The sequence below is a fragment of the Streptomyces phaeofaciens genome, assembly GCF_014648915.1.
In the GTDB taxonomy this organism is placed as follows: domain Bacteria; phylum Actinomycetota; class Actinomycetes; order Streptomycetales; family Streptomycetaceae; genus Streptomyces; species Streptomyces phaeofaciens.
In genome coordinates this window covers 1-14,352 of the sequence record NZ_BMSA01000026.1, presented here as the reverse complement: position 1 = coordinate 14,352, position 14,352 = coordinate 1, and the positions used below count along the sequence as shown (strand labels likewise).

Genomic DNA, 14,352 nt, shown 5'->3' with positions numbered 1-14,352 from the left:
AGGAGCGTGGCCTTGAGCTCGGTACGGCAGGGTGCGGACACGGTGCTCCGTGACAGTTCGGCACAACGGGCCGCGCTCGGTGACCGGGGCGGGGGCGGTGCGGCGGCCTCCTCGCACTGCCTGACCGCCGCCCTGGAGATCAGTGGCGCGGCGGAGGAGTCCGTGATCCGGGCGCGGCTCCACCGAGTTGCCCTCCTGCGTCCCGCGCTGCGCGCCCGCATCGACGCCGACGGATCGCATCAGCCGGTCGACTGCGCCGAACCCGAGCTGATCCGGGTCACCGTCGAGGCCCCCACTCCCGAGCGGCGGTGGCAGCGGGCCCATGAACTCGCCCGGCAGGAGGCGCACAAGCCCTTCCCGGCAGGACTGATGCCCCGCATCCGGGGGGTCCTGTTCAGTGCCGCTCCCGATCGCCACCTGCTGGTGATCGGCGTCGACCCGCTCGTCTGCGACGCATGGTCGGCCAACCTGGTGGTGGAGCAGCTCCTGGCCGACGGGGACGAGCCGGAGCCCGACAACTACGTACGCGTACGGCGGGCCAGGCAGGAGTGGCTCGGTGGCGCCGAGGGAGAGGGGACGACAGCCCGCCGGCGCAACGACGTGGCCGGTGCCCTGCGCCACTGGCCCGTGGCCAGGGGTGCGTCCACGACGAGTCCCACCGTCGTCGAACAGGTGATTGACCTGGAGGATGGCGTCGCGACCGCGCTGCGGGACCGTGTCCGCCAGGTACGCGGCACCATGCTGGCCGTGGGCGCGCAGGCCCTGGCCCTGAGCGCCGTCGCCCAGCCGGACGTCCCGCTGGCCCTCACCACGACGCTCGCGGCGCGCCTTCCCGAGGAAGAGGCGGTGGTGGGCCGGCTGTCCAACGACGCGGTGCTCGTCATACCGACCCGTACCGGAACCGTCAAGGAACATCTGACCGCGATCCGGGACCAGATCTTCGCAGCCCTTCTCGATCAGCGCGTGCCGTACGAGCGGATCGAGGACGCGCTGGACGGCTCGGCCGCCTCGACGGGCGTCTCCTTCTCCCTGCTCTTCCTGCCCGGCACGCTGAGCGGCGGCTCGCAGCGCGACGCGTATCTGGGCGGTGCGCGGGCGACCAGGGCCGCGGTGTCGATCTGTCCGACGGGGGCCGACGTGGACCTGTTCATGGTCGAACATCCGCCGCCGCGCGATGACGGGACCCGGCCGATGCTCCGCGTCGGAGCGATGGCCCGTCGTGGAACGGTGTCGCAGGAGGATGTCGACCGCACCCTCCTCCGGTGGACCCGCACCCTGGAACAGCTGGCCGGGCGGGACTGGCAGTCGACACCGGTCGGGCGGCTGGGGCACGTCCCCGGCGACGCCGAGGGCTCCGGTGCCGCGCCATGAGCGACCGGGTCACGGAGGCCTACGTCCGGGAGTCCGCCTCCCCCGGAAGCAGACTGCCGATGCTCCTGGGTGAAGCCCGGCTGCCCCCTGTCCTGACCGCCGCCTACGGAACACGGTTCCTGCCGCGGCCGCTGTTCGTCCAGGACGATCACATGACCCGTTTCGCCGAAGATCTCGTCCAGTTCTACGACCTGATCACCGCGCTGCCGCGCCGCATGTTCGACGGCGACCTGCACAGGTACTGTGCGGCCCTGGGCATCGGTGAGCGCAAGAAGCAACTGGTCACCCGCCTCGGCGGCGGGACTCCGCCACTCTACGGACGAGCCGATCTGTCGTACGACGGCCGGCGGTTCCAGCTGCTGGAGTTCAACGTCACCAGTGAGATCGGCGGCGTCGAGCGAGGCGGGGAGATCCCGCGTGTGATGGCGGAGGCGGGGTGCTTCGCGCCGTTCGCCGCAGAACACGACCTGCGTTACGTGGACACGGGACACCGCGTCGCCGAGACGCTGAAGACTTTGGCAGGCACGGTGTCCCGGACAGGGACCGCCGTCGTGGCCGTCCTCGAAGCCCCCGGTGGCCTTGCCGAGAACGGCCCGGGCTGGCAGGCGGTGGCAGCGGTCCTGCGCCGCCACGGACTCGACTGCCTCGTCGGAGAGGTGCAGCAGATCCGGCGGCGCGGCGATCACCTCGTGCTCGACGGCCGCACCGTCGATGTGGTGCTGCGCGGTTTCACCATCGAGGAACTGCTCGCCCAGAGCGACGGGGAGATCCTGGCCGAGCCGCTCTTTCGCGCGCACGAGGCCGGCACCGCCGTGCTGTGGACACCCATGGAGTCCGGTCTCATCGACAACAAGGGCTGTCTGGCCATGCTGTGCGCCCCGTGGGTGCGCGCAGGTCTCTCGGCCGAGGAACTGGCGCTGATCGACCGGGTGCTCCCGTGGACGAGAGCGCTGCGCCAGAATCTCGCGGCCGTGGATTCGGCCCTCCTCGATCAGTGCATGGCCCACAGGACGGAACTGATCCTCAAGCCCAACGCGGAGTACGGCGGCGAAGGGGTCGTCGCGGGGTGGGAGGTCTCGGAGCGGGAATGGCACCGCGCCCTCGCCTCGGTGGGCCCCGAGGGCGCCGTCGCCCAGCGGCGCGCGGTGCCCCGGCCGGAGTCCGTCGTCGACCCGTTCACCGGCCGGGCGCAGGACTGGCGTGCCGTCTGGGGTCTGTTCCTGACGCCCGAGGGGCCCGCGGGAATGGAGGCCCGGGCCGTCCCCGACTCCGGCGGCGCCGTCGTCGGCCTGAGGACCAACGCGCGGGCGTGCATCGCCGGGGTCTTCACCTTTCCCGGCAATACACCGCCGGAGTCCACCGCGGCGGTTCGACCCTGAGCGCATGGGCGGGCTCGGCCTGACGGGAGAACCACCCGCGGTTCGCGGGTCACGGTTCGTCAGTGCCTGAAGGCCGCGACCCTGACTCCTCATTGTGTTCATCGGGTGAACTCACCTGTGTCGCAAGAGATTTCCGGGTTACACCTCTTGACGGCCGGGGTGGCTGAGAGCACATTGGGCGCACTTTGAGAGCGCTCTCAAAACGAGGGCGCTGTCGAACGCACCCGCTCTCTCCACTCCCGTACCCGAGAGGTCCCCCATGAGTGCACCCTCCGGCATCCCCGGCGGCCCGCCCGCCAGACGGCGTTCGGTACGCCGCACGCTGATCGCCGTGCTCAGCACGCTCGGCCTGGCGGCGGCCGCGGCGGCCGCCGTCACCCTGCCCGCGAACGCCTCCGCGCCCACACCCCCGACGGGCTGGACGCAGGTCTTCCTCGACGATTTCAACGGCGCCGCGGGCACCGGTGTCAACACGAGCAACTGGCAGTACAGCACCGGGACTTCGTACCCCGGCGGCCCCGCCAACTGGGGCACCGGCGAGGTCGAGACGATGACGAACAGCACCAGCAACGTCTCACTCGACGGCAACGGCAACCTGCGCATCACCCCGCTGCGCGACGCGGCGGGCAACTGGACCTCGGGCCGGATCGAGACCGTACGCACCGACTTCCAGCCCGCGGCCGGCGGCAAGCTGCGCGTCGAGGGCCGGATCCAGATGCCGAACGTCACGGGCACCGCCGCCGAGGGCTACTGGCCTGCGTTCTGGGCTCTGGGCGCGCCCTACCGCGGCAACTACCAGAACTGGCCGGCCGTGGGCGAGCTGGACATCATGGAGAACGTCCAGGGCCGCAACCAGGTGTGGGCCACCATGCACTGCGGCACCAACCCCGGCGGCCCGTGCAACGAGACGACCGGCATCGGCAACTCCGTCGCCTGTCCGAACACCACCTGCCAGTCGGGCTTCCACACCTACACCATGGAGTGGGACCGCTCGGTGAGCCCGGAGACGATCCGCTTCTTCGTCGACGGCACCCAGTTCCACTCGGTCAACGCGGGCCAGGTGGACGCGACGACCTGGTCCAACGCCACCAGCCACGGCTTCTTCGTCATCCTCAACGTGGCCATGGGCGGCGCCTTCCCGGACGCGTTCGGCGGTGGCCTGGACAGCGGCACGGCCTCCGGGGTCCCCATGGTCGTCGACTACGTCCAGGTGCTGTCGTCCGGTGGGAGCGGTACCACCCCGCCGCCCACCTCACCGCCCCCGTCCGGCAGCCGTGACGCCTACAGCGCCGTCCAGGCCGAGTCGTACAACAGCCAGAGCGGCACGATCACCGAGACCACCACGGACACCGGCGGCGGCCAGAACATCGGCGCCCTCGCCAACGGCGACTGGGCGCTCTACCAGGGCGTCAACTTCGGCTCGACGGCGGCGACCCAGTTCAGCGCCCGGGTCGCCAGCGGTGCGGCCGGCGGGGTCAGCGGACTGGTCGAGGTGCGCCTGGACAGCCGTACCGCCACACCGATCGGGAGTTTCGCGCTGGCCAACACCGGGGGCTGGCAGTCCTGGCGGACGGTCCCGGCGAACATCGCCTCCGTCACCGGCACCCACGATGTGTATCTGACCTTCACCAGCGGCCAGCCGGCCGACTTCGTGAACGTCAACTGGTTCACCTTCGGGCACTGATCCCGGCGCGGCGCCGGGCGGTTCCGCTCTCTCCCCGGAGCGGACGCCCGGCGTCGCCCTTCCCGCCCGGAACCCGACGGATCGTTACCGGGGCAGCGGGCGCCCGTCCCTGAGGAAGCCGCCGGTGGGGCCGCCGTCCGGCAGGGTGGCGGCCCGGACGATCCCGGCGGCGCCCTAGGGCCTCTCTTTCGGATCTTGCCGGGGGTCGCGGGGCCTGGCACGCACATCTGACCCCGCTCGACCAAGCTCACAACTCCCGTGGACCGGAACAGGCCTGATCCGAAAGACAGGCCCTAGGCGACCGGCCGCCCGCCCGCGCCGCCCATGTCGGTGGCGACCCAGCCGGGACACACCGCGTCGACCAGGACGCCGTCGGCGCGCAGTTCGCCCGCCGGCAGCCGGGTGAGCGCGTTGAGCCCGGCCTTGGACACGGAGTGGGCGGGGGTGCCGCCGCTCATCCCGGCCAGTGATCCGCCCTCGCCGGAGACGTTCACGATCCGCGGACGGCCGCTCGCCCGCAGCAGCGGCAGCAGGGCCTGCGTCAGCCGTCAGGGACCGTACAGATTGGTCTCCATGGCCTCCCGTACGACGTCGAGGTCGGCGCTCCCGGCGCGCTGCCAGGTGTCGTGGAGAATCGCCGCGTCGTTCACCAGGACGTCCAGGCCGCCGCACCGCTCCCGGGCCGCCCCGGCCGCGGCCTCGGCGTCGGCCGGGCTCGTCACGTCCAGCCGCAGCTGGGGTCCCCCCTCTGGGGGAGCGCGCCGGTGCCGAGCCGGGCGGCCGCCTGTTCGGCGGCCCGCTGCGACCGGGCGGTGACCAGCACCGTGCGGCCCCGGTCGAGCAGTTGGCGGGCGACCTCGTGCCCCAGCCCGCGGTTCGCGCCGGTCACCAGTGCGATCGCCGTCATGTCCGCTCCTTCCTCACCGCAGTTCCGCCCGGAACCCGGCCGGGGTCTGTCCCGTGTGCAACTGGAAGAACTTGGAGAAGTTCGCCGGGTCCGGGAAGCCCACCGCCGCGCCCACCCGGCCGATCGGCAGTTCCGTGTGGGCCAGCAGCCGTTTCGCCTCCAGGACGACCCGTTTGTCGATGAAGCCCTTGGGGGTCTCGCCGGTCGCGGCGCGGACCGCGCGCACCAGGGTGCGGCGGGAGTAGCCGAGCGCGTCGGCGTAGGCGCTGACGCTGTGGTTGGTGGCGAAGTCCCGCTCCACGGCGTCGCGGAACAGGGTGAACGTGGACTCCGTGCGCCGCCCGGCCTCCGCCGAGCTCGCCGCGAGGTGCGCGAGGCGCAGCAGGAACGCGGTGAGCGAGTGCCGCAGGACCGCCGTGTGCAGGCTCAGGGGCAGGGTGGCGCTGTCCTCGTACTCGCGCCGAAGGTGGGTCAGTGCCGCGCGCAGCCCCGCGAGGTGGGGCGCGTCGGGGCGGAGCAGCGGCGGCAGGTCGTAGCGGTAGAGGCCGGTGGCCTCGACCGTGGCTCGGGGCAGGAACCCGGGCTGCATGGCGAGGACGGTTCCGCGGTACTCGTCGGCCCGCGAGAAGCGGTGGACCTGTCCCGGCCGGATCCACAGCAGATCGCCGGCCGTCGCCTCGTACTCGGCGAAGTCGATCATGTGATGTACGGGTCCGTCGTCGAAGAGCATCACCACGTGGAAGTCGATGCGGTGCACACGGTCCAGCGGTGCGTCGGGGTGCCAGGTGCGGCCGGTGCCCAGGGGGCCGACCCGCATGCCGATACCGCCGGCGCCCGGTTCGACGGGGAAGGGGAAGGTCCTGATCCCGTCGCCGGGCCGCCCGTCGCCGTGTTGGGGGTGTCTGTCCGCCATGTCCTTCTCGTGCCGTTCCGCTGTCACTGCCGATGTCCCACTTTCACCACAGGCTGACACAGGAAGACCTTCCCTCGTAAAAGTCAGACTTTTACTTTTGAACGCGTCCGAGCAGCGACCCCCCTCCTATCGAGGACTTCTTGAAGATGAGCACGCAGACTCCGAACAGCTTCGAGTGGACCGACCTCGACCGGCGTGCTGTCGACACCGCACGTCTTCTGGCGGCGGATGCCGTGCAGCAGGTGGGCAACGGCCACCCGGGCACCGCGATGAGCCTGGCCCCGGCCGCGTACACGATCTTTCAGAAGGTGATGCGTCACGACCCGGCGGATCCGGAGTGGACCGGCCGTGACCGTTTCGTCCTCTCCCCCGGCCACACCTCGCTGACCCTCTACACCCAGCTCTTCCTCTCCGGCTACGAACTGGAGCTGGACGACCTGAAGAGCTTCCGCACCCACGGCTCGAAGACCCCGGGCCATCCCGAGTACGGGCACACGGCCGGCGTCGAGACCACCACCGGGCCGCTCGGCCAGGGTGCCGCCAACGCCGTGGGCATGGCGATGGCCGCCCGCTTCGAGCGCGGCCTCTTCGACCCGGAGACCCCGCGGGGCGAGTCCCCCTTCGACCACACGATCTGGGCGATCGTCTCCGACGGCGACCTGGAGGAGGGCGTCTCCGCCGAGGCCTCCTCGCTCGCCGGCCACCAGAAGCTCGGCAACCTGGTCTTCCTCTACGACGACAACCACATCTCCATCGAGGGCGACACCGCCACCGCGTTCTCCGAGGACGTGCCGAAGCGCTACGAGGCGTACGGCTGGCACGTCCAGCGCGTCGAGCCCGCCGACAGCGGTGACATCGACGTCCCGGCCCTGTACGCGGCCCTGAAGGCGGCTCAGGACGAGACCTCCCGCCCCTCGTTCATCGCGATGCGCACGATCATCGCCTGGCCCGCCCCGAACGCCCGCAACACCGAGGCCTCCCACGGCTCGGCGCTCGGCGCGCAGGAGATCGCCGCAACCAAACGGCTGCTGGGCTTCGACCCCGAGCGGTCCTTCCAGGTCGACGCCGAGGTGCTCGCCCACTCCCGCGCCGCCCTGGACCGGGGCGCCGAGGCCCACGCGGCCTGGGACAAGCGGCTCGAGGAGTGGCGCGGCACGCACCCGGAGCGGGCGAGGCTCTTCGACCGGATCGTCGCCGGACAGCTCCCGCGGGGCTGGGAGGAGGCGCTGCCGGTGTTCGAGCCCGGCACCTCGGTCGCCACCCGCGCGGCCTCCGGCACGGTGCTCCGGTCGCTGGGCGCGGTGATCCCGGAGCTGTGGGGCGGCTCCGCCGACCTCGCCGGCTCCAACAACACCACCATCGACAAGACCTCCTCCTTCCTCCCCGAGGGCAACCCGCTGCCCGAGGCCGACCCGTACGGCCGCACCGTCCACTTCGGCATCCGCGAGTTCTCGATGGCCGCGGAGATGAACGGCATCGCGCTGCACGGCAACACCCGCGTCTACGGCGGCACGTTCCTCGTGTTCTCCGACTACATGCGCAACGCGGTCCGGATGTCGGCGCTGATGCAGCTGCCGGTGACCTACGTGTGGACCCACGACTCCGTCGGCCTCGGCGAGGACGGCCCGACCCATCAGCCGGTCGAACACCTCGCCTCGCTGCGCGCCGTCCCGGGCCTGAACGTGGTGCGGCCCGCCGACGCCAACGAGACCGCGATCGCCTGGGCCGAGATCCTGAAGCGGCACGCCACCCGCCCGGCCCCGCACGGTCTCGCCCTCACCCGCCAGGGCGTCCCCACGTACGCGCCCGACCCCGATGCGGCGAAGGGCGGTTACGTCCTGTTCGACTCCTCCACCGGGACCCCGGACGTCGTGCTCGTCGCCACCGGTTCCGAGGTACGGCTCGCGGTCGAGGCCCGCGAGACGCTGGAGGCCGAGGGCATCGGGACGCGGGTGGTGTCGATGCCGTCCGTGGAGTGGTTCGAGGAGCAGCCGCGGGAGTACCGCGAGCGGGTGCTGCCGCCGGCGGTGAAGGCCCGGGTCGCGGTCGAGGCGGGCATCGGCCTCACCTGGCACCGCTTCGTGGGCGACGCCGGACGCATCGTCTCCCTGGAGCACTTCGGCGCCTCCGCCGACGCCCGCACCCTGTTCACCGAGTACGGCTTCACCGCCGAGAACGTCGCCGCCGCGGCCCGGGAATCCCTGGCCGCAGCGCGTGGTTGATCCGAACGCCAGAAAGAAGATGATCACAGTGACCGAAGCGACCGCACCCGCGGAAGCCCTGAAGCGCCTCTCCGACGAGGGCGTCTCCATCTGGCTGGACGACCTGTCGCGCACGCGGATCCGGTCCGGCAACCTCGCCGAACTCGTCGCCACGCGCCACGTCGTCGGCGTCACCACCAACCCGTCCATCTTCCAGGCCGCCATCGGCACCGGCGAGGGCTATGAGGACCAGCTCGCCGACCTCGCCGTGCGCGGTGTGACGGTGGACGAGGCCGTACGGATGATGACGACCGCCGACGTACGGGCCGCCGCCGACATCCTGCACTCCGTCCACCTCGCCACGGACGGCCGGGACGGCCGGGTGTCCATCGAGGTGGACCCGCGCCTCGCCCACGACACGGCGGCCACCGTCGCCGAGGCCAAGCAGCTCGCCTGGCTCGTCGACCGCCCCAACGTCATGGTCAAGATCCCGGCGACGAAGGCCGGCCTGCCGGCGATCACCGAGGTCATCGGCCTCGGCATCAGCGTCAACGTCACGCTGATCTTCTCGCTGGAGCGCTACCGCGAGGTCATGGACGCCTACCTGGCCGGTCTGGAGAAGGCCCGCGCGAACGGGTTGGACCTCTCCGCCATCCACTCCGTCGCCTCCTTCTTCGTCTCCCGCGTCGACGCCGACATCGACCGGCAGCTGACGGCCCTCGGCACGGACGGGGCCCTCGCCCTCAAGGGGAAGGCCGCGCTCGCCAACGCGCGGCTGGCCTACGAGGCCTACGAGGAGGTGTTCGGCTCCGCCGACGGCTCGACCCCGCCGGGCGGCCGCTGGGCCGCGCTGGCCGACGCGAAGGCCACCAGGCAGCGGCCGCTGTGGGCCTCCACCGGGGTGAAGGACCCCGCCTACAAGGACACGCTGTACGTGGAGGAGCTGGTCGCCCCCGGCACCGTCAACACCATGCCCGAGGCCACCCTGAACGCCACCGCCGACCACGGCGACGTCACCGGCGACACGGTCTCCGGCGGCTACGACCGGGCCCGCGCCGACCTGGCCGCCGTAGCGGCCCTCGGCATCTCGTACGACGAGGTCGTCACCCGTTTGGAGGACGACGGTGTCGCCAAGTTCGAGATGGCGTGGGAGGACTTGCTGAACACGGTCACGACGTCGCTGACGAGCAAGGCAGCCGAAGCGAGCGAGGCGGCCGACACGAACAAGGGAGCTGACGCGGAATGAGCACCATCCCTGTGTGGGACAACCCGCTGCGGGACCCCCGCGACCGGCGCCTGCCCCGCATCGCCGGCCCCTCCGGCCTGGTCATCTTCGGGGTGACGGGCGACCTCTCCCGCAAGAAGCTGATGCCGGCCGTCTACGACCTCGCCAACCGCGGGCTGCTTCCGCCGGGCTTCTCGCTCCTCGGCTTCGCCCGCCGGGACTGGGAGGACGAGGACTTCGCGGAGATCGTCCACGACGCGGTCCGCGAGCACGCGCGCACGCCGTTCCGCGAGGAGGTCTGGCAGCAGCTCGCCGAGGGCATGCGGTTCATCCCGGGCGACTTCGACGACGACGACGCCTTCAAGCAGCTGAAGACGGCCGTCGAGGAGCTGGACGCCGCCCGGGGCACCGGCGGCAACTTCGCCTTCTACCTCTCCGTGCCGCCGAAGTTCTTCCCGAAGGTCGCCGAACAGCTCAAGAAGCACGGGCTGGCGAAGGCGCCGGAGGGTTCCTGGCGCCGGGCGGTCATCGAGAAGCCGTTCGGCCACGACCTGGCGAGCGCCCGCGACCTGAACGCGGTCGTGCACGACGTGTTCGATCCGGACCAGGTCTTCCGGATCGACCACTACCTGGGCAAGGAGACCGTCCAGAACATCCTGGCGCTGCGCTTCGCCAACACGATGTTCGAGCCGATCTGGAACCGGTCCTTCGTGGACCATGTGCAGATCACCATGGCCGAGGACATCGGCATCGGCGGCCGCGCGGGCTACTACGACGGGATCGGCTCGGCCCGTGACGTCATCCAGAACCACCTGCTCCAGCTGATGGCGCTCACCGCCATGGAGGAGCCGGCCTCCTTCGACGCGGCCTCGCTGCTCACCGAGAAGCTCAAGGTGCTCAAGGCCGTGAAGCTGCCGGACGACCTGGGCGACCACACCGTGCGGGCGCAGTACGCGGCGGCCTGGCAGGGCGGCGAGAAGGTGCGCGGCTATCTGGAGGAGGAGGGCATCGACCCGGCCTCCACGACCGACACGTACGCCGCGGTGAAGCTGAACGTCGACAACCGCCGCTGGGCGGGCGTGCCGTTCTACCTGCGCACCGGCAAGCGGCTGGGCCGCCGGGTCACCGAGATCGCGGTGGTCTTCCAGCGGGCCCCGCACTCCCCCTTCGACTCCACCGCGACCGAAGAGCTGGGCCAGAACGCCATCGTCATCCGCGTCCAGCCGGACGAGGGCATCACCGTGCGCTTCGGCTCCAAGGTGCCGGGCACCTCGATGGAGATCCGGGACGTCACGATGGACTTCGCCTACGGCGAGTCCTTCACGGAGTCCAGCCCGGAGGCGTACGAGCGCCTCATCCTGGACGTGCTGCTCGGCGACGCCAACCTGTTCCCCCGCCACCAGGAAGTGGAAGAGTCCTGGAAGATCCTCGACCCGATCGAGGAGTACTGGGCGGCACACGGAAAGACGGCGCAGTACGCATCGGGCAGCTGGGGACCCGAGGAAGCCGACGAGATGCTCGCACGAGACGGACGGAGCTGGCGCAGGCCATGAAGATCGACCTGACCGACACCACGGCAAGCAAGATCAACAAGGCGCTGGTGAAGGGCCGCCGCGCCATCGGCACACCAGCCGTGGGCATGGTCCTGACGATGGTCATCGTCACGGACGAGGAGAACGCCTACGACTCGATCAAGGCCGCCGAGGAGGCCTCGCACGAGCACCCCTCGCGCACCCTGGTCGTCATCAAGCGGCACGCCCGCACCCCGCGCGAGCGCACACAGTCCCGGCTGGACGCCGAGGTCCGGGTGGGTTCCGAGGCCGGCACCGGCGAGACGGTCATCCTGCGCACGTACGGCGAGGTGTCCGACCACGCCGACTCCGTCGTGCTGCCGCTGCTGCTGCCGGACGCGCCGGTCGTCGTCTGGTGGCCGGTGGACGCGCCGCAGAACCCGTCCAAGGACCCGCTGGGCGCACTGGCCCAGCGCCGGATCACCGACCTCTACGCCGTCGAGAACCCGATCGAGGCGCTCCGGAGCCGCATCCGCTCCTACGCCCCCGGCGACACCGACCTCGCCTGGACCCGGCTGACCCCGTGGCGCTCGATGCTGGCGGCGGCCCTGGACCAGGCCCGGGTGCCGATCGTCTCGGGCGCGGTGGAGGCCGAGGCGGAGAACCCGGCGGCCGAGCTGCTGGCCCGCTGGCTGGAGGCGCGGCTGAACGTGACGATCGACCGGGTCGTCACCGCGGGCCCCGTCGTGACGGCCGTGCGGCTCGGCACCGCGGGCGGCGACATCGTCATCGACCGCCCCGAGGGCCCCCTGGCCACGCTCTCCCTGCCGGGCCAGCCCCCGCGGACCCTCGCGCTGAAGGTCCGCACCACCTCCGAACTCATCGCCGAGGAGCTGCGGCGCCTCGACGCGGACGAGATGTACGCCGTCGCCCTGCGGGGCGAGGGCACCAAGGAGACCCCCTCCCATGTCTGAGTCACCCCTGCTCACGCGGCGGCCCGAGTGGGCCGCGCTGGCGGACCACCGCGCCCAGTGGCAGACCCATCTGCGTGAGCTGTTCGCGGCGGACCCCGGGCGCGCCGAGCGGTACGTGCTGCGCGTCGGTGACCTGCGCGTCGACTACTCCAAGCACCTGGTCACCGACGAGACGCTGGCCCTGCTCCAGGAACTCGCCACCGCCACCGGCGTGTTCGGGCTGCGGGACGCCATGTTCCGGGGCGAGAAGATCAACAACACCGAGCGGCGCGCCGTCCTGCACACCGCGCTGCGGGCCCCGCGCGACGCGGTGATCGAGGTCGACGGCGAGAACGTCGTGCCCCGGGTGCACCGGGTCGTCGACAAGATGACCGCCTTCGCCAAGGAGGTCCGCTCCGGACGCTGGACCGGTCACACCGGCCGGCGCATCAGGAACGTCGTCAACATCGGCATCGGCGGCTCCGACCTCGGCCCCGCGATGGCGTACGAGGCGCTGCGGGCCCACACGGACCGCTCGCTGACCTTCCGGTTCGTCTCCAACGTCGACGGCGCCGATCTCCACGAGGCGGTCCGGGACCTGGACCCGGGCGAGACGCTGTTCATCGTCGCGTCCAAGACCTTCACCACCATCGAGACGATCACCAACGCCACCTCGGCCCGTTCCTGGCTGCTCGCAGGCCTGGACGGGGAGGAGAAGGCTGTCGCGAAGCACTTCGTCGCGCTGTCGACGAACGAGGAGAAGGTCACCGAGTTCGGGATCGACCCGGACAACATGTTCGAGTTCTGGGACTGGGTCGGCGGACGCTACTCGTTCGACTCGGCCATCGGCCTGTCCCTGATGATCGCGATCGGCCCGGCGAACTTCCGGGAGCTGCTGGACGGCTTCCATGTCGTCGACGAGCACTTCCGCACCGCGCCCGCCGAGGCCAACGTCCCGCTGGTCCTGGGCCTGCTGGGCATCTGGTACGGCAACTTCTTCGACGCGCAGTCGCACGCGGTGCTGCCGTACTCGCACTACCTGTCGAAGTTCACCGCCTACCTCCAGCAGCTCGACATGGAGTCCAACGGCAAGTCGGTGGACCGCGAGGGCCGGCCCGTGCAGTGGCAGACCGGTCCGGTGGTCTGGGGCACGCCCGGCACCAACGGGCAGCACGCCTACTACCAGTTGATCCACCAGGGCACGAAGCTGATCCCGGCCGATCTGATCGGCTTCGCGCGCCCCGTCGACGAGCTGAGCGACGAACTCGCGGCGCAGCACGACCTGTTGATGGCCAACCTGTTCGCGCAGGGGCAGGCGCTCGCCTTCGGCAAGACCGCCGACGAGGTCCGCGCGGAGGGGGTGCCCGAGGAGCAGGTGCCGCACCGCACCTTCCAGGGCAACCACCCCACGACCACCGTCCTCGCCCCCGAGCTGACCCCGTCGGTCCTCGGCCAGTTCATCGCGCTCTACGAGCACAAGGTGTTCGTCCAGGGCGCGGTCTGGGGCATCGACTCCTTCGACCAGTGGGGCGTGGAGCTCGGCAAGGTGCTCGCCAAGCGGGTCGAGCCCGCCCTCACCACCGGCGCCGACGTCCCCGGCCTCGACCCCTCCACCGCCGCCCTCGTGGCCGTTTACCGCGAACTCAGGAAGTAGTGAACTGATATGCAGCTCGGTCTGATTGGTCTCGGCAAGATGGGCGGCAACATGCGCGAGCGCATCCGCCGCGCCGGCCACACCGTCCTCGGTTACGACCGCAACCCCGACCTCTCCGACGTCAAGGACCTCGCGGAACTCGTCGAGCGGCTGGACGCCCCGCGCACCGTCTGGGTGATGGTCCCGGCCGGCGCGCCCACCCAGTCCGTCGTCGACGAGCTCGGCGGCCTGCTCCAGGCCGGCGACACCGTCGTGGACGGCGGCAACTCCCGCTGGACGGACGACGAGAAGCACGCCGCCGAACTCGGCGCCAAGGGCATCGGCTTCGTCGACGCCGGTGTCTCCGGCGGCGTCTGGGGCCTGGAGAACGGCTACGCCCTGATGGTCGGCGGCGACAAGGAGCACGTGGACCGGCTCCGGCCGATCTTCGACGCGCTCAAGCCGGAGGGCCCGTACGGCTACGTCCACGCGGGCAAGGTGGGCGCCGGCCACTTCTCGAAGATGGTCCACAACGGCATCGAGTACGCCATGATGCAGGCCTACGCCGAGGGCTG

11 protein-coding genes and 1 pseudogene are annotated in these 14,352 nt (G+C 71.1%); 9 read left to right on the top strand and 3 right to left on the bottom strand.

Features of this window, described 5'->3' with window-relative positions:
• Positions 1 to 12 precede the first annotated feature (12 nt).
• The 3 genes from IE275_RS34180 (at position 13) to IE275_RS34170 (ending at position 4,434) form a co-directional block, all read left to right on the top strand.
• Entirely contained in the window at positions 13 to 1,371 is a 1,359-nt protein-coding gene (locus tag IE275_RS34180; protein ID WP_189716442.1) for an amino acid adenylation domain-containing protein, read from the top strand.
• Complete coding sequence (locus IE275_RS34175; RefSeq protein WP_189716440.1) at positions 1,368 to 2,750, top strand: hypothetical protein; 1,383 nt, start codon at positions 1,368 to 1,370, stop codon at positions 2,748 to 2,750. Before IE275_RS34180 ends, IE275_RS34175 begins: the two co-directional genes overlap by 4 nt.
• 259 nt (positions 2,751 to 3,009) lie before the next feature.
• Complete coding sequence (locus IE275_RS34170; protein WP_189716438.1) at positions 3,010 to 4,434, top strand: glycoside hydrolase family 16 protein; 1,425 nt, start codon at positions 3,010 to 3,012, stop codon at positions 4,432 to 4,434.
• A gap of 293 nt (positions 4,435 to 4,727) precedes the next feature.
• Here IE275_RS34170 and IE275_RS34165 read toward each other — a convergent pair.
• From IE275_RS34165 to IE275_RS34160, 3 genes and pseudogenes are all read right to left on the bottom strand, one after another.
• Positions 4,728 to 5,156 (bottom strand): annotated as a pseudogene (locus IE275_RS34165) (SDR family oxidoreductase).
• Positions 5,153 to 5,341: an SDR family NAD(P)-dependent oxidoreductase gene (locus IE275_RS46895; RefSeq protein ID WP_268255316.1), complete on the bottom strand. Its 189-nt coding sequence runs from the start codon at positions 5,339 to 5,341 to the stop codon at positions 5,153 to 5,155. The pseudogene IE275_RS34165 and the gene IE275_RS46895 overlap by 4 nt, the downstream one beginning before the upstream one ends.
• Before the next feature lie 13 nt (positions 5,342 to 5,354).
• A complete protein-coding gene (locus IE275_RS34160) occupies positions 5,355 to 6,254 on the bottom strand; it encodes a helix-turn-helix domain-containing protein (RefSeq protein ID WP_189716436.1) in 900 nt (299 codons plus the stop codon).
• A gap of 146 nt (positions 6,255 to 6,400) precedes the next feature.
• Between IE275_RS34160 and tkt the strand changes: the two genes are divergently transcribed.
• The 6 genes from tkt to IE275_RS34130 form a co-directional block, all read left to right on the top strand.
• Positions 6,401 to 8,476 carry a transketolase gene (tkt, locus tag IE275_RS34155; protein WP_189716434.1) on the top strand — a complete coding sequence of 692 codons (2,076 nt, stop codon included), beginning with the start codon at positions 6,401 to 6,403 and terminating at the stop codon, positions 8,474 to 8,476.
• Between the two features lie 19 nt (positions 8,477 to 8,495).
• Positions 8,496 to 9,701, top strand: a complete 1,206-nt coding sequence (gene tal / locus IE275_RS34150; RefSeq protein ID WP_189716432.1) for a transaldolase — start codon at positions 8,496 to 8,498, stop codon at positions 9,699 to 9,701.
• The gene (zwf, locus tag IE275_RS34145; protein WP_189716430.1) at positions 9,698 to 11,233 is read left to right on the top strand and encodes a glucose-6-phosphate dehydrogenase; all 1,536 of its coding nucleotides are present in this window, start codon (positions 9,698 to 9,700) and stop codon (positions 11,231 to 11,233) included. Before tal ends, zwf begins: the two co-directional genes overlap by 4 nt.
• Entirely contained in the window at positions 11,230 to 12,165 is a 936-nt protein-coding gene (opcA, locus tag IE275_RS34140) for a glucose-6-phosphate dehydrogenase assembly protein OpcA (protein WP_189716428.1), read from the top strand. The genes zwf and opcA overlap by 4 nt, the downstream gene beginning before the upstream one ends.
• Positions 12,158 to 13,798: a glucose-6-phosphate isomerase gene (gene pgi / locus IE275_RS34135; protein WP_189716426.1), complete on the top strand. Its 1,641-nt coding sequence runs from the start codon at positions 12,158 to 12,160 to the stop codon at positions 13,796 to 13,798. The genes opcA and pgi overlap by 8 nt, the downstream gene beginning before the upstream one ends.
• Before the next feature lie 9 nt (positions 13,799 to 13,807).
• On the top strand, positions 13,808 to 14,352 hold a 545-nt coding region (locus tag IE275_RS34130), incomplete at its 3' end, for an NAD(P)-binding domain-containing protein (RefSeq protein WP_229870876.1).

Coding starts and splice junctions, on each gene's coding strand:
- IE275_RS34175 (WP_189716440.1), top strand. CDS start 1,368: ATGAGCGACCGGGTCACGGAGGCCTACGTCCGGGAGTCCGCCTCCCCC.
- IE275_RS34170 (WP_189716438.1), top strand. CDS start 3,010: ATGAGTGCACCCTCCGGCATCCCCGGCGGCCCGCCCGCCAGACGGCGT.
- IE275_RS46895 (WP_268255316.1), bottom strand. CDS start 5,341: ATGACGGCGATCGCACTGGTGACCGGCGCGAACCGCGGGCTGGGGCAC.
- IE275_RS34160 (WP_189716436.1), bottom strand. CDS start 6,254: ATGGCGGACAGACACCCCCAACACGGCGACGGGCGGCCCGGCGACGGG.
- tkt (WP_189716434.1), top strand. CDS start 6,401: ATGAGCACGCAGACTCCGAACAGCTTCGAGTGGACCGACCTCGACCGG.
- tal (WP_189716432.1), top strand. CDS start 8,496: ATGATCACAGTGACCGAAGCGACCGCACCCGCGGAAGCCCTGAAGCGC.
- zwf (WP_189716430.1), top strand. CDS start 9,698: ATGAGCACCATCCCTGTGTGGGACAACCCGCTGCGGGACCCCCGCGAC.
- opcA (WP_189716428.1), top strand. CDS start 11,230: ATGAAGATCGACCTGACCGACACCACGGCAAGCAAGATCAACAAGGCG.
- pgi (WP_189716426.1), top strand. CDS start 12,158: ATGTCTGAGTCACCCCTGCTCACGCGGCGGCCCGAGTGGGCCGCGCTG.